This is a genomic window from Phyllobacterium myrsinacearum (genome assembly GCF_014138285.1).
Lineage (GTDB): Bacteria > Pseudomonadota > Alphaproteobacteria > Rhizobiales > Rhizobiaceae > Phyllobacterium > Phyllobacterium myrsinacearum_A.
Window position 1 is genome coordinate 1 of record NZ_JACGXN010000015.1, and the last position, 15,614, is coordinate 15,614.

A 15,614-nucleotide genomic window follows, 5' to 3' on the forward strand; every position below is an offset into this window, starting at 1 on the left:
AAGAAGCGGTTGGTCTGGCGGTCCCAGAACTGGTTGCTCTCGGCGATATTGGCATCCAGCGCCGCAAGCTCCGTCGTCACCGATGCCACAATCCCAGGCTTGTCTTCGCATGACAGGGTGAGGACATAGTTCTTGTTTGACATGAGAAACTCCAGGGATACGGGCGACAATGGACGGGGATCATAGTGAGGACGGTTGCAGCGCGTCGACACAAATGCGAAGCGCTCAGTCCTTTTTCCGGCATTCAGCCGCCCGGTCAAATGATCTTTCATCACCGGGCGATGAGATTTCACTTAACTGACGGGTTTGGATCCATACCAGCGCGGAGTGTAGACCCATTTGCCGCCATCCATGCGGTCAAAGCTTTGGGTGAGGGACGATCCCACGAGAATGACGGTGCGCATGTCCACCTGCTCGGGCGAAAGCTCCGCCAGAGTGATGACGCGCAGGGTTTCCGCCGGGCGGCCGATATCGCGGCCAAGCACGATGGGCGTGTCCGGTGCGCGGTGCTGGCGCAGAATCTCGATAGCACGCGGCAGTTGCCACGGGCGCGGTTTGGAGATCGGGTTGTAAAAAGCCATGGCGAAATCCGCTTCGGCTGCCAGTGCAATGCGCTTCTCGATAATGTCCCAAGGTTTCAGATTGTCCGACAGGGACAGGATGCAGAAGTCGTGGCCGAGTGGTGCGCCGCTACGGCTGGCCGCTGCCATCGCGGCGGAGACGCCGGGAAGAATCTGCAGGTCGACGCCGTGCCAGGCTGGATTATCGGATTCGTGCAAGGCTTCAACCACCGCTGCTGCCATGGCGAACACACCGGGATCGCCTGATGAAATCATCACGACGGAGCGGCCCGAAGCGGCAAGTTCGAACGCATGGCGCGCGCGTTGCATTTCCTCGCGATTATCGGTCATGTGAATGACCTGATCGGCGCGGAAAGACCCGGCCATGCGCACATAAGTCTCATAACCGAGCACGTCCTCAGCACGCTGCAGTTCCTGCCTGACGGCCGGGATCATGAAGTCGGGGTCACCCGGTCCAAGGCCGATAACCGCGAGACGTCCGCGACGGTGCCCCGCGAGTGTCACGGCATCGGGCGTGGCCGCAACGGCGACAGCAAGTTTTTCGCTGCCGCTTTGACCCACCGGCGCTTTGATGAAGGCCGATACCACATCCCCGGCGGTTGTTCCGCTTGTTGGAAGAAATCTCAGAGGCAGACCAAGCTCAGCTGCGAGATGGTGCAGCGACGCGTGTCCACTGTTTTCCACACTGGCGGCGAGGCAGACGACCGCTGCAATCGCGATGTTTTCTGCTGCAAGCGCTGCCCGTACCTCGTCCGCTCGGACGTCACCGGATATACCGATCACAACCACCTTGGGATGAAACACCAGTTCGTTCTTCTGCGGGACAATATCTGACGGCGTGACGCGGATATGCATCGTGCCATTGCCATCAACAGGCAGGCGCGCATCTTGCAGCCACGGGGCCGGACCATCGATCTGCACGGTCTTTCCAGCCAGAAGATCGGCAATGAAGCGCTTGCCGTCTTCGGGATTTTTCAGGTGGAATTCCGCCGGTGGATTGAGCAGGCAGGTGCCGAACCGCAGTTCCCCTGATGTGGTGATCGCCGGAGACACGTCGAGAATTTTTGCCAGCTGCCGCGCCAGCACATTGACGCCGGTGGTTCCACCAAGCAGCGGCACCACAGCGCTGCCATCGTCGGCGATAGCAAGCACGGGCGGTTCGCCGCCCTTGTTTTCCAATAGAGATGCGAGCGCGCGGATGGTAATGCCGGCCGAACACAGGGCCGCAATGGTATCACCGCTGCGGTAACGCTCGCGTAGGGCTTCGCCAAAATTGGTATAGGTCTGGTCGGCGCCCTGCACGCGGCCCGCCAGCCCGTGAATGGTCGCACCGGGATAGCCAGCCTTGATCCGCAGCGCCGTTTCCATGCCCTGCGCGCTCAAAACCATCAGAACAAGCGGGGCTGTCATTCGCTGCCGCCCTGCCATTTCTCGCCCGGCACAAGGATAAGCGAGAAATAGGGTGACGCGTCAGGATCGACATCGCGCAAGGGCACAATGCGCTGCGCTTCCATGGTGGCACGCTCGACGTAAAGCGCACGGTCCATCAGCCCGAGTTCGGCGATAACATTGCGGACTTTCGCCAGATTCTTGCCGAGCTTCATGATGGCTGCCGCTTCCGTCGCGGCAAGCCGAGTTTTCAGCTCACCCGCCGGAAGCACACCGGAGAGAACCGTCAATGTCTGATTGCGGTAGACCAGTGGTGCGCCGAGAACAGCTGCACCACCCAGAATCGAGCACACGCCGGGCACGACTTCCGTCTCATAGTGTTCGGCCAGCCGGTCATGGATATACATGAAGGAACCATAGAAGAACGGATCTCCCTCGGCGATAACGGCGACGTCTTTGCCCGCATCCAGATGCGCTTTGAGAACTTCGGTGATCTCGCCATAGAAGTCACTGACAATAGCTTCGTAGTTCATATGTGCCGGCAGCTTTTCCGTCGTGACCGGATAGACCAGTGGTACGAGTAACTGGTTGTCGTTGAGGTAGGTCTCGACGATTGTCAGTGCATTGCCCTTTTTCCCTTTGGCCGCGTGGTAGGCGACAACAGGGGCTGCCTGCAACAGACGCAAGGCCTTCAAGGTAATAAGTTCGGGATCGCCGGGACCAACGCCCAGTCCAAAAAGCCGTCCTGGCTGCGGCATTATTCTTTCTCCGAAGCGAGTGCATTGAGCGCGGCGGCGGCCATGGCGCTTCCGCCACGCCGCCCGTGCACAACCACAAAGGGAACACCGCGACTGTTTTCGGCAAGCGCGGCCTTTGATTCCATCGCTCCGACAAAGCCGACGGGAAAGCCGAGGATGAGCGCCGGTTTCGGCGCGCCCTCATCAAGCATTTCGAGGAGGCGGAACAGGGCAGTCGGCGCATTGCCGAATGCCACCACGGCACCGGCGAGATGCGGGCGCCACAGTTCCAGCGCGGCCGCCGAGCGGGTGTTGCCCGTTTCGCGAGCCAGAGCGACGACGGAAGGGTCCGAGAGCGTGCAGATGACGTCATTGTTGGCGGGCAGGCGGGCGCGGGTTACCCCCTCGAGCACCATGCGGGCATCGCAGAGAATGGGAGCGCCGTTGGCGAGTGCGGTCACCCCCGCTGTTCCAGCGCCTGCAGAGAAGGCGAGATCCTCAATGACATCAACCATGCCGCAGGCATGGGCGACACGCACCGCCAGCTTTTCCAGATCGGCGGGGATGCGGCTGAGATCGGCCTCGGAGCGGATGATGGCGAAGGAGCGATCATAGATCGCCTGGCCGTCGCGGATATAGTCAAGCATGCGTTGGCCCCCCAGAGCCGGAATTGAGCGGCCTTTGCATGGATGGCCGGGAATTCAACGGAAGGTTGCCGATCCACTCGGCAGCTTCTTCGATAGTTACGTGTGCAGCCAATAGCTTGCCAAAACGCGACGGTCCATTGGTCGCACGCAGAAATATGTTGTAATACCCCGGTTCGGTTGCAACCAGCGTGATTGGTTTTGCCGACGGCGAGGCGCACGACTTGACGCAACCGGTCAGGTGCACTGTCAGATCAGGGGCTCTCCCACGCAGCAATGCGCCGAGCCTCAATCCATCGGCCTGCGTCGTGCCGAGCGCCGATCCGCAACCTGCCGAGCCGGAACAGCTGATCATGGTTGCAAGCGGATTGTCCGGTCGTGTGGCAAACCCAAGGGCTTCGAGCTCCCTCATTGTTTGGGATACCGTGGCTTCAGGCACTTCAGGCAGCAATATGCTCTGCCACGGTGTTATCCGCAGCTTTCCATTGCTGTTTTTTGCAGCCAGCGCGGCCAAGGCGTCCAGCCTGTCCGGATCAAGCCGCCCGAGTGGCGGCATGGCACCGACGAGGCGGCGATTGGTGTGGTGTTCCGGCAGAAGTCCGAGATGGCCATTCACGCGAGGTAACGTTCTGTGCCATTCATCGGCTTTCTCGCCGCGCACCGGGAAATTCAAACGTGCTTGCAGATGGGAGATGAACGTTTCGCACCCGACGGCTGCAATCATGTGCCTGACACGCGACGCGGCCGGATTGGCCGCATTCCAGCTGATGAACACATCGAGAATCGCCGTAACCAGATGCATGGCCTGTGACGAGCCGACAATACCGAGGGCGGGCATGTCGCCTGCCGCTGTGGGCGGTGTTCCTGCAACGCCAAAGGCAAACCGTGGATGATCACTGTCTGCATCGATTGCGCTCAGCCAGATATCGTGGGGATGTTCCACCATGGCGACGCTTTCGCCGCCGTCGACCAGAATGGAAAATTTCGGCGACAGGGTCTGGTAGGAGGCATCGGTTTGCAAGGTTTCCAGCAGATGCAATGCGAGGGGCCGTACATCCAGCTTGCCCGGTAGGATGCCCGCAATCGGACTGACCATGACATTGCGTACATCGTCGCCGCGGTCGGTCAATGGCCCGAGCCCGGCGGCCAGCAATACCGCGATCAACGGATTTTCCGTATCGGGACATACGCCGCGAATCTGCAGATTGGCCCGATTGGTGATTTCGATGACACCGTTGCCAAAACGCCGTGCCGCGTCGGCAACGGCATGCGCCTGTTCGGCGCTCAGATTGCCAAAAGTCAGTTTGACCCGGCAGATCGAACCGTCGCGTGCCTTGGCCATGCGAAACAATCCAGGACAGGCGGACCGCCGGTCTTCTACTCTGCTCGGTGCAGCTTCCATGGTGCTTAACTGGCTCATCGGATCAGGTTTTACAGGATGGCTGCTGGCGAGGGAAGAAATATGATCCGGAATTGCAACCTGACTACGCTTCGTTGACCCCTTCGGCGCTTTCGGGCATGCATAGCCTGTGCAATCAACGGGATGCGACATGACGCCTTGGCTGACAATTATCGGAATTGGTGAGGATGGCTATGGCGGGCTTGGTGTCAATGCCCGTGACGCGCTCGGGCAGGCCACGACGGTTTTCGGCGGCAAGCGGCATCTTGAATTCCTTCCCGATACGATCACCGCGAAGCGGATGACATGGCCAACGCCCTTTTCCGATGTCTATCCAACCCTCACAGCCCTGCGCGGTACTGATGTCGTGGTGCTGGCCAGCGGCGATCCCATGCATTTCGGCATGGGTGCAACCCTCACGCGCTTCTTCGATCGGGCCGAGATGCGCATTCTGCCGGCCCCCGCATCCTTCTCGCTTGCAGCGGCTGCGATGGGCTGGCCGGTGCAGCACGTGCATCTGCTCAGCGTGCACGGCCGTCCGGTTGAGACATTGTTCAAGTCGTTCACACCGGGAGCCAAGCTGCTCATCTTGAGCAATGATGGCGATACGCCCGCGGAGGTCGCGCGGATGCTGGTGGACAGCGGATTTGGTTCGGCCAAGCTTACGGTTCTGGAACATATGGGTGGCGAAGCGGAACATCGCGTCGACGGAGTGGCCAGAGACTGGACGCATCCGCGCAGGGCCGATCTCAACGTTCTCGCGGTGGATTGCGGACCGGCCGACCAAGAGGCGCGGTCCTATTCCATTCTTTCCGGCCTGCCTGATGAAGCCTATGAAAACGATGGTCAGTTGACCAAGCGGGATGTCAGAGCTGTTACACTGGCCCGGCTCGGGCCTCGCCCCGGAGAGCTGCTGTGGGATGTTGGAGCAGGTTGCGGCTCCATCGGCATCGAATGGATGCGCGCGCATTCCTCATGCCGGACGATCGCCGTGGAAGCCAATGATCATCGGCAAGGAATTATCGAGCGCAATGCCCGGGCGCTGGGTGTTCCGGATTTGAAACTCGTACGGGGCGAGGCACCGTTAGCGCTTCACGGTCTGGAACGTCCCGATGCCATTTTCATCGGCGGCGGCGTTACCAACGACGGTGTGATCGATGCCTGCTGGACCGCGTTGAAACCGGGTGGGCGGCTTGTCGCCAATGCCGTGACCATACAGAGCGAAATGGTCTTGGTCGGTTGGCGGGACAAGTTTGGTGGCGACCTGACGAAACTTGCCGTTTCGCAGGCACAGCCGCTCGGGTCGTTCGATGCGTGGCGCTCTGCTTTGCCTGTCGTCGTTTATTCTGTCCTGAAACCCGCCGATTGAGAGCCGGATCAACGGCGCGACAGGATAGAGACAGGATTCTACAGTCTAAGGAATGCGGGTGATTGCTATTTGGCGGGAATTCCTGTTCAAACGGTCCATAAGTTTCGATCTTTTGATCGTCACAGCCGTTTTGACTTTCCGCCCTGAATGGCAATCTGGGAGACTCTAGCTGGAAACAAGTATGGCAACTTATAAGTATTTCACCTGGCCGTTTCTATTCACGGTGTTTGGCCTGGCTCTGGGCGCGTGGATAGGTTTCATCTATTCGGGAACGGTTGAAGGCACATTATCAGTCCTTTTCATCTGTGCGGTTCTGGGTATTCTCGAAATCTCGCTGTCATTCGACAATGCGATCGTGAACGCCAAGATACTTCGGGACATGGACCCGGTCTGGCAGCGACGCTTTTTGACATGGGGCATCATTATCGCGGTATTCGGCATGCGGATTATCTTCCCGCTGGCCATTGTTGCAATCGCCGCCTGGATTGATCCTATTTCGGCATTGAAACTCGCCGTTTCGAATCCGGAAGAATATGCCCGGATCATGCAGGATGCCCATGTGGGTATCTCGGCCTTTGGCGGTACGTTCCTGCTGATGGTTGGCCTCAAGTTCTTCTTCGATCATGAGAAGGACGTGCACTGGATCCGCGTCATCGAAAGCCGCGCCTCACGCTTCGCCTCGATACAGGGCATTGAAGTTGGTGTGGTTCTGGCGCTGATTATCTTCGTCTCCAGGCAGCTTGAGGGCGCAGAGTCCGTCACATTCCTGACGTCGGCCATTTACGGTCTGCTGACATTCCTTCTGGTTGAAGGATTGGGCGCTGTTCTCGATGCCACGCAGGAGCAGATGGACACCGTTCACAAAGGCGGGCTCGGCGCGTTCCTCTATCTGGAAGTGCTGGATGCAAGCTTCTCCTTCGACGGTGTTATCGGTGCGTTTGCGCTGTCGACGAACCTGTTCGTCATTGCGATCGGCCTTGGTATCGGTGCCTTCTATGTCCGCGCGCTGACAATCATGCTGGTGGAAAAGGAAACGCTGGGACAGTATCGCTATCTCGAACATGGCGCGTTCTACGCGATCCTCGTTCTGGCCGTGATCATGTATTGCCAGACGCTGTTCCACATCCCCGAGGTGATCACCGGTCTCATCGGTGCAGCTCTGATCATCTTCTCGCTTTGGTCGTCGATCCGTTACCGGCGCCGGAACCCGGAAGAGGTGGGACACGCCTGATCTGGTGCAAAGGGTCAGCAAAAAGCCATCCGGTTTCCGGATGGCTTTTTTTGTTGGCGCAGCTGATTGGGAGTCTTGGCGGGATCAGAGCTTGGCGGCGAGGGCAGCGAGCTGATCGGTGCAGATACCCCAGCCCTCGTGAAAGCCCATCTTCTCGTGCGCTTCGCGGTCAGCCACGGTCCAATGGCGCACGAGCGCGGTGTACTTTGTCTTTCCGCCGCCGAGATCTTCCAGTGTGATGATAGCGGTCATGAATGGCTTTTCTGATGGTACCCAGGCGCTGGTGAAGGCATCGGTAAACACGATCTTCTCGTTCTTGACGACTTCAAGGTAGACACCCGGATTGGGAAATTCCGTACCGTCTGGACCGCGCATGACGACGAGACTGCTCCCGCCGGGGCGCACGTCGAGTTCGGCATGCGGCGTGGTGTATGGCAGCGGAGCAAACCATTGCTTTAGAAGCTCAACCTCGGTCCAGGCCCGGAAGATGTTCTCGCGCGGCGCATCGATGATCCGGGTAAGGACGAGTTCACGGTCTGTCGTGTCGGTGGTGGAAGTCATGGTGTTCTCCTGCGTTTGTGTTTCCTGATCCAAGGACGAACCGCAACCGGCCAGTCCGACATCATATCGAAAATTTTTTGAGTTTTTTACGCAATCAGTTCTGGCTGAGGCGGTCGAGGTGCATGCGGATGTGGGCAGCTTCAGCCGGCGTATTGGCAAGCGCGATCGCCCGGTCGAAAGCGACACGTGCCTCCTCTTTGCGGCCAAGCTGCATCAGCAGGCCGCCCTTGACGCCGAAAAAGTGAAAATAGCCGGAAAGGCGATCTTCCAGAGGTTCGATCAGGACAAGCGCTTCCTCGGGACCGCGCACTTTCGCCACTGCGATGGAGCGGTTGAGCGTAATGACGGGTGAGGGCGTGATCTGTTCCAGCGTGGCGTAAAGCAGGTCTATGCCGGACCAATCCGTATCTTCCGGCTTCCGGGCCCGTGCATGCAAGGCGGCAATCGCCGCCTGAATCTGGTAGGCACCGGGCCGCCGGTGACGCACGGCCTTGTCGATGAGGGCGAGACCTTCGGCAATCATCGTCTGGTTCCAGAGTTGGCGATCCTGATTGTCCAGAAGAATGACCGCGCCGTCTGCATCGAAGCGGGCTTTGGCGCGGGCGTGCTGCAACATCAGCAATGCAGTCAGGCCCATGATTTCCGGTTCGGCCGGAAAGATGCGCAGGAGCAATCGTGCCAGCCGGATCGCTTCGTCACAGAGGGGAAACCGCGCTTCCACTTCGGCGCTGCCGGCAGAATAACCCTCGTTGAAGATCAGGTAGACCATGGCACTGACGGCCGCGAGCCGTTCGGCCCGTTCGAATGCATCGGGTGTCTCAAACGGAATTTCGCCGGAGGAAACGCGACCCTTGGCGCGGGTAATGCGCTGTTCCATAGCGCTTTCACCGACCAGGAAAGCCCGGGCGATCTGGCGCACCGAAAGCCCCGAAACAATTCTCAGTGCCAGTGCAATCTGCTGCGTGGCTGGAAGATCGGGATGACAGCAGATAAACAGCAGCCGAAGAATATCATCACGATAGTCGGCACTGTCGATCTTTTCGACGATGGCTGTTTCGGCATCCTCAAGATCGGACAGTACATCCTCCGGCGGGAGAGGCTGCTGCTTGGTCTGGCGCCGTGCCGTGTCGATTGCGCTGTTTCGGCCGACAAAAATAAGCCATGCCGTCGGATCGCGCGGCGGGCCGTTCTTGGGCCAGTTCCTGAGCGCGCGCAGGCATGCCTCCTGAAACGCTTCTTCCGCCGTATCAAGGTTGCGAAAATAACGCAGCAGGGCCCCCACCGCCTGCGGGCGCGCTGCCGTCAGTGCCGCGTCTATCCAGGATGGGTCGGTCATTGGGAGGTCGATCCGGGTCTGAACAAGCCGATTGGGCGTATTTCATAGGAACCCTGTCCGGGATTGGCCTTCGCCAGATCCCGAGCAATGTCGAGCGCTTCATCAAGCGAATCACAGTCCACGACATAGAAACCAAGAAACTGTTCTTTGGTCTCGGCAAAGGGGCCGTCGATAATCAAGGGTTCCCCGCGTGCTTTGCGCAGGGTCGTTGCCGCTGTTGTGGGTAACAGCCGGGCGACCGGTCCGAGCTTGCCCGCTTTGGCGAGCTTTTCCTGCACGACACCAAGCCTTTCCATGACAAGGTCGTCCTCCTCCTTGGACCATGAACCGACCACATCTTCCATGTTGTAGCAAAGTATGGCGTAAAGCATCGCGGTACTCCTTCTCCCTAAAGACGAACCACTATGGTCAATCCCGACAAAGGGTCTAGGAAAATTTGCGCGTACAGCCGCTATGACTGATCTTGGTGAATCCCAACCCTGATGTTTACGCCATATCAACCGGATTTATGAGTGCACGACCTAAGATTTCAGCCGCTTTATCGCGCTGCGGACGACGTAACGCGCGCGTCCGAGTGTGCTGCTGCGCAACCGGCGGAGCTTCCAGTAAAAACCGGTCTCGGTTTTGATGCTTTTGGAATGGAGGCTCATTTTCATCGCCGATTCATCCCGCGCTGTCTTGACGGGATCCGCATAGAATTCACTGATCTTCGCTGCGGCCATACCCGGGCTTTCGAACCAGCGGGGAATATACACATTGCACAGCCGGTCGACGTCCGTGAGCGCCTTGTCGATGCCGGTGCCGGTGATGGGGCAGACGACACAAAATGCATCGCCGATCAGAATCATGCCATCCCGTTCATGATTGTGGACCCGTACGAGATCGATAGGCCGCGCGATAACCGGTCCGGTCACTTTCATCTCGCCGAACATGCGCTCGAGACCCGGCATCAGCACACGCATGCTCTGTTCGGGGTGGTCGCGAAACGACCGCGTCCACTCATCCGAAGAATTTCGGTAGACGAAAAAGTTGGCGCGAATCTTGTTCTCTATGGGAAAGAGCGTCAGGTAGGAGACACGATCATTGAAACGTTCTCCATTCCAGACCAGAGACGGAAACGGAAAATCGCCCCGTGGTTTCGCCAGGTCAAAACCACAGCAAAGTGAATGCTGCGGGCTGATGATATCTCTTTCGACACCGAGCTTTTTACGGATAGCATCGCCAAGGCCCGTCGCGACAACAAGCAGGCGCGCACTGAACTTGCGCCCATCGGAAAGAACGACATTCTGACGGTCAGCCGTTGTCTCGATATCTTCCACCCGGCCGATCACCGCGTGGACCTCCTGCGGCAATGCACGGCGCAACGCGTTGACGAGGTCGGAGTAATCACTGCCATATTCGCGTTTGGTGCCGCGCTCGACGATACGGCCAAAACGATGCAGCCAGACACCGTCAAATGCCGTCATCTGGGTGCGGACCGCATCGCTGAGGCCGATGCGTTCAAACAGAACCATCTGATCCTCGCCAATCTTTTCAGCGCGAAAATCCGGGGGGTGGCGGTCATGAGTGCTGATGAGGGTCACGTCGTAGCCCTTGCGGGAAAGGGCTGTTGCTGCACAGGTACCGGCCAGACCGCCGCCGATAATCAGCACGTCAGTCTCCTGGACCGTTGTCTGTGCATCCCGTGTTGGCAGTTCGGTTTCAGCCATGCCTGTTTCGCTACTTTCTTACACGTCAGTCTTGACTGCGCTTTTGACGCAGCGCCCGCAAGATGGTCCATTTCAACGGTCGTAGTTTCTGCCAAGCCGCGGTGGAGCGGAGATATTCCATCACCTGTATACGCCGTATGAATACTTGGCCTTTCCAGCTGACGATGCTCGTCATTCTGGAAAGTGGAACAGTTGTGTCACAATGCTCGAGCTTCCACGGTTCGTTGCCGATACCGAGGTCCATATATTCAAAGCCGTTTCTGTGCAGCCATTCAAGCGTCCTGTAATATATAATACGGCCGACTGAATACTTTGCCCAATCGTCTCCTTCAAAGCCGATCATGATGGCATAATAGGTCTTTGCCTGAACAAGCCCCCACAGGGTCGCGACAATCTCGTCACCAACCTTCATGGCAGTCAGATGCAACATTCCGGCTTTGGAAAAATGCGCGGTCCCCTCATGGAAGAACGCATATTTTTCCGGTTCGGCATCGAAGCCCGGTACCTGTGTGTCTTCGAAGCGGCGCTGTTTCTGTTTGAGCAGCCGATCGACAAAAACCGCCTGTTCACTCCTGTCGGTCGCAATGATGTATTGGGTAGGTGCAATACGATCGAGCCCGCGCATTTTCTTGAGCAGCGTTTTCCGATAGGGTTGCGCCTTGTCGATCTCTTCCCAAGGGCGCTGAAGATTGTTGCCATGACAGAAGACGTCATTGGCACCATCCGCCAGAAGATCAAGCGGATTGATCAACCCGCCAATGCGGGCGGGCATCTTGTCCAGCATGATCACATCGAAATCAGGGAGTACGGCTGTTATTTTTTCCCAAAGATTGACGGCGGTATCGTAGGTCCAGTCCGGTGAACCCGGAAAGAGGACTGGTGCGTTGTAATCGGCGGCTTCTGCATCGACGAAACCCAGAATCTTTGTGCCCTTGCGCGTGGTAATGCATAATGGAATGAAAATGAGGGGGGCTCCGGCATCGTCGCGCACTTCGACGAAACAGGCCTGAATACTGCCCGCCCGGCCGAATGTGGACCACCACACCTCCAGAAACGTGCGGGACTGGAAAACATGGTATCGCGGGGCCGCCGCCGGATTTGCTGATCCGGTAGGCCACTCTGCCGACAGATTATCCAGACTGTCATGGACGTGGATGGTGAAATCTATATTCACGACGATAACTTGACCCTGTGGTCTTTTCCAGAATGTGCGCAGAAAAGTTGGCCAATCGACTGATCCACCCCTGACTGGCTCCGGTGACTGTTTTTGTTTCTAACCCGTAACGGTTTGTATATCTCATAACTTTATAAAAAAATGCTTTCTTTATAGTGTAAGTCTAACAACTTAGGCCCGCTTTGCCATCGTCATGGCGGCGCTTTTCTACAGGACCTGACTGATGACCGTTTCGATTATCATGAAAACGCTCAACGAAGAAAAACGCATCGCGGCAGCCATCGAAAGTGCGTTGCAGGCTCTGCCTGATGGTGCGGTTGAAATCATCGTCGCGGATAGCGGATCGACGGATCGCACCGTTGAAATTGCAATGAAGTATCCGGTTATCGTTGCACAGATCATGAATCCGGCAAGACCCAGTTGCGGGATCGGACCGCAGTTGGGTTTCCAGTACAGCCACCACGATCTCATCTGCCTGATGGATGGCGACATGCTGCTCGACAAGGATTTTCTTGGCGAAGCCATCGCCTTTCTCGAGGCCAATCCAAGGGTGGCGGGTGTCACGGGGCACGTGGCTGAAATGAATGTCGACAATCTCGAATTCACCCGCCGCGTGCGTCGCGCATCGCCGGAAAACCGCATCGGATCAATTGACAGGATGAATGGCGGCGGCCTTTACCGCCGCACCGCCATCGAGCAGGCCGGGTACTTCTCAGATCGTAATCTGCACGGCTACGAAGAATTCGACCTGGGCGTAAGGTTGCGCGCGCTGGGGTGGGAGCTGTACCGGATGGACCGGCGTTTCGTCGAGCATTTCGGTCATTCGATCAACGCCTATAAATTGCTGGTGCGACGCTGGCAGTCCAAATATCTGCGGGGTGTCGGCGAGTTGCTTCGGGCGGCGCTCGGCCGTCCGCATTGGAACAAACTCGTGCAGGAATTGCCGGAGTTGCGCCTTTGGGCCGGTGTGTATGTCTGGTGGCTGGCGATGATCGCTCTCGTGATTTTCTTGCCCGACAAAAAGCTTGCCCTTGGGATCGACGTGGCTTTGATCATTCTTGTCGTTGCCGCAATGAGCCTGAAGCAGCGTAGTCTTTCGCTGGGTTTTTATGCTGTTGTCGCCTGGTTTTTCCATGCGGCGGCTTTGCCGCTCGGCTTTTTCCATCCCAGGCGCCAGCCCGATGACTGGATCGAGAGTCAGGTCGTCTCGAAAGACCCTTGAGGCTAAGACATGCAGAACCAGCTTCGCCGAAGAGAAATATTCGAACGGGAGGGAACCGGATTCATTGCGATGTGCAGTTCGATCACGCGGAGATTCTCTGTCCTACTTGCCTTGGGTTTCCTGCTGTTTGCATTTCCGGCCCGTGCGGAGGATGTCTGGTCGCCGGTACGGGAGATCTCGCTCGAATTTCAGAGCGGGAGCCCGCTCGATTTTTCAGTCTTGCTTTCCAATCCTCCGATCAGTGAGGAAAACCGCATCGTCATCAACAAGGATGGACGACTGACGCACGCCGATGCACCGGAACAGCCGGTGCGGTTTTTATGTGCGTCGCTGGGCTGGAGTCCTGCTTCCGGCGGCTTCCCGGATCATGACGGTGCTGATCGTTACGCGCGACAGTTGAAAATGCACGGATACAACATTGCCCGTTTTCATTTCGTTGACGCGGCACTGATGTTCGGACGCAGTGCCGATTTTGACTTCAATCCGGAGATCTTGGACCGTTTCCATTATCTGATGGCTGCTTTGAAACGGAATGGCATCTACTGGATCATGGATGGTCTGAGTTCGTCGCGAGGCGCCTATGGCGGGTTCGACGATCGCTGGGAGCTTACTGGCGAATTGAAACTAGAAGTTCAGATCGACGAGAAATCATTCCAACACTGGCTGCGTTTCCAGAAGGAAATTCTGGCAACGGTCAATCCCTACACCGGGATTGCGCCGATCCGGGATCCGGCGCTGGTTGTCATCGTCCCCTTCAATGAAAATGGTATCGAATTTGACAGCATCGTGCATCAGCGCGACGGACAGCCGCATTATTCGACATTGCTCGCACCCGCTTTCAATACATGGCTGCAATCACGCTACCCGTCGACAGAAGCACTCGCCGATGTCTGGGGATGGGTGAAAGCCGGCGAGCGGCTGGAAGACGGGACGATCAGCCTCCCGGCGAGCCGCTATGAAAAGACGCCGAGGATGCGCGATTTGCAGGCCTTCTTTATCGATGTTGAAACGCGCTCGGCGGAACGGATGACCGCGGCTCTTCGCGATCTTGGCTTTAAGGGCGTGATTATACCCTACAATAATTGGCCGAGTATCCAGACGAGTCTGTCGCGGGCGGGGCAACAGGCGGTGGCGATGAACACCTATCAAGACTGGGTCGGATCGTATGAGCCCGGCAGCACGATGGGACAAAAAAGTTCGATTGCCGATGCCGCCGCCTACGTGCGTGTCATTGCCGCTGCCCGTTGGCTCAATCGGCCTTTCATTGTCACGGAATATGATCACCTGTTCTGGAGCCGATACCGCTATGAGGCAGGCATTGTCATGCCAGCCTATGCAGCCTTGCAGAATTGGGATGTGTTGTGCCGGCATGGTCACGGTCCGATCGTGCTCGCCTATGGCGAGGATTTTGCGCATAAACGCCAGATGCTTCCCTATGCCATTGCCCTCGATCCGGTGGCACGCGCAGGCGAAACACTGGCGGCGCTGTTGTTCAGGCGTGGCGATGTAAGGGGGTCGCCGGTTTCCATTCCGTTCGTGGTCAACGGGATTGACGATTTGACGCAGAATACGCAGGAACGTGAGCCCGACGTCTTGACGGGTCTCGCTCTTCTGGGTGCGATCGGGCTGCAAAAGGACCCCTTGCCACCGAATAATCTGGTGGTCCCATCACCGCGCAAGACCGCATCCGCTGCCAAAATCATGGCAGTTCTGCGCGACGGCCAGTTGCTCGGCCCGGCCAATATCACCAATCCGGACAAAGGCATTTTCGAGAGCGACACAAACCAGATCGCTCTTGACCAGAGCAAACTTCGTATCACTGTCAAGACCGAACGCACAGAAGCGATTGCCTTTGCCGATCTCACGGATACGGTCACACTCGGTGCTCTGACAGTGGGAAATGCTTCGGCCAAAGGCCTTTTTGCCGTATCATCCCTCGATGATCAGCCCATAAGGGCCAGCCGGCGGCTGCTGGTGATCTATGCGACGGATGCCCAGAACAGTGATATGCGGTTTTCGGACAATCAGGAACGTGTCATCGCCGATTTCGGCCATTTGCCGGTGCGCATCAAAGCGGGCAGTATCGATTTTTCCCTGCCCGGCGAAGGACGCTGGACTGTCTCGCCGGTTGGCCTGGACGGCAAGGTAAAGCCGGTTGTGGCGGACGGAAACGGTATCCTTTCGACGCGTCTTTCCAACGTTGGACCCGAGGGACCTACCACCTATTTTCTGGTCGAACGGCAACCGTAGGCTCGCGAGCAG

14 protein-coding genes are annotated in these 15,614 nt (G+C 57.7%); 4 read left to right on the top strand and 10 right to left on the bottom strand.

Annotated features, from left to right (window positions below):
- The 5 genes from FHW16_RS28955 to cobG all read right to left on the bottom strand — a co-directional run.
- On the bottom strand, positions 1-143 hold a 143-nt coding region (locus FHW16_RS28955; RefSeq protein ID WP_182552083.1), incomplete at its 3' end, for an ACT domain-containing protein.
- Positions 144-293: 150 nt separating this feature from the next.
- Positions 294-1,991 (bottom strand): precorrin-3B C(17)-methyltransferase, encoded by a 1,698-nt coding sequence (gene cobJ / locus FHW16_RS25460; protein ID WP_210278279.1) that lies wholly within the window; start codon positions 1,989-1,991, stop codon positions 294-296.
- Positions 1,988-2,728 carry a precorrin-2 C(20)-methyltransferase gene (locus tag FHW16_RS25465; RefSeq protein WP_182552085.1) on the bottom strand — a complete coding sequence of 247 codons (741 nt, stop codon included), beginning with the start codon at positions 2,726-2,728 and terminating at the stop codon, positions 1,988-1,990. Before FHW16_RS25465 ends, cobJ begins: the two co-directional genes overlap by 4 nt.
- Positions 2,728-3,354, bottom strand: coding sequence for a precorrin-8X methylmutase (locus FHW16_RS25470; protein ID WP_182552086.1), 627 nt, complete (start codon positions 3,352-3,354; stop codon positions 2,728-2,730). The genes FHW16_RS25465 and FHW16_RS25470 overlap by 1 nt, the downstream gene beginning before the upstream one ends.
- Positions 3,347-4,903, bottom strand: a complete 1,557-nt coding sequence (cobG, locus tag FHW16_RS25475) for a precorrin-3B synthase (RefSeq protein WP_348643936.1) — start codon at positions 4,901-4,903, stop codon at positions 3,347-3,349. The genes FHW16_RS25470 and cobG overlap by 8 nt, the downstream gene beginning before the upstream one ends.
- Between cobG and cbiE the strand changes: the two genes are divergently transcribed.
- Positions 4,902-6,119: a precorrin-6y C5,15-methyltransferase (decarboxylating) subunit CbiE gene (gene cbiE / locus FHW16_RS25480; protein ID WP_182552087.1), complete on the top strand. Its 1,218-nt coding sequence runs from the start codon at positions 4,902-4,904 to the stop codon at positions 6,117-6,119. The genes cobG and cbiE overlap by 2 nt on opposite strands.
- Before the next feature lie 181 nt (positions 6,120-6,300).
- Entirely contained in the window at positions 6,301-7,350 is a 1,050-nt protein-coding gene (locus tag FHW16_RS25485) for a DUF475 domain-containing protein (protein WP_182552088.1), read from the top strand.
- An 84-nt stretch (positions 7,351-7,434) separates the two neighbouring features.
- Here FHW16_RS25485 and FHW16_RS25490 read toward each other — a convergent pair whose 3' ends face one another.
- The 5 genes from FHW16_RS25490 to FHW16_RS28960 form a co-directional block, all read right to left on the bottom strand.
- A complete protein-coding gene (locus FHW16_RS25490; protein WP_182552089.1) occupies positions 7,435-7,911 on the bottom strand; it encodes an SRPBCC family protein in 477 nt (158 codons plus the stop codon).
- Between the two features lie 94 nt (positions 7,912-8,005).
- Entirely contained in the window at positions 8,006-9,247 is a 1,242-nt protein-coding gene (locus FHW16_RS25495) for an RNA polymerase sigma factor (protein WP_182552090.1), read from the bottom strand.
- Positions 9,244-9,618: a YciI family protein gene (locus tag FHW16_RS25500; protein WP_182552091.1), complete on the bottom strand. Its 375-nt coding sequence runs from the start codon at positions 9,616-9,618 to the stop codon at positions 9,244-9,246. The genes FHW16_RS25495 and FHW16_RS25500 overlap by 4 nt, the downstream gene beginning before the upstream one ends.
- 150 nt (positions 9,619-9,768) lie before the next feature.
- The gene (locus tag FHW16_RS25505) at positions 9,769-10,956 is read right to left on the bottom strand and encodes an FAD-dependent oxidoreductase (RefSeq protein ID WP_182552092.1); all 1,188 of its coding nucleotides are present in this window, start codon (positions 10,954-10,956) and stop codon (positions 9,769-9,771) included.
- 25 nt (positions 10,957-10,981) lie between these two features.
- On the bottom strand, positions 10,982-12,130 hold the full coding sequence (locus tag FHW16_RS28960; RefSeq protein WP_182552093.1) for a GNAT family N-acetyltransferase: 1,149 nt from the start codon (positions 12,128-12,130) through the stop codon (positions 10,982-10,984).
- A gap of 223 nt (positions 12,131-12,353) precedes the next feature.
- Between FHW16_RS28960 and FHW16_RS25515 the strand changes: the two genes are divergently transcribed.
- On the top strand, positions 12,354-13,352 hold the full coding sequence (locus FHW16_RS25515) for a glycosyltransferase (protein ID WP_182552094.1): 999 nt from the start codon (positions 12,354-12,356) through the stop codon (positions 13,350-13,352).
- 69 nt (positions 13,353-13,421) lie between these two features.
- Entirely contained in the window at positions 13,422-15,602 is a 2,181-nt protein-coding gene (locus FHW16_RS25520; RefSeq protein ID WP_432652090.1) for a glycoside hydrolase, read from the top strand.
- Positions 15,603-15,614 lie beyond the last annotated feature (12 nt).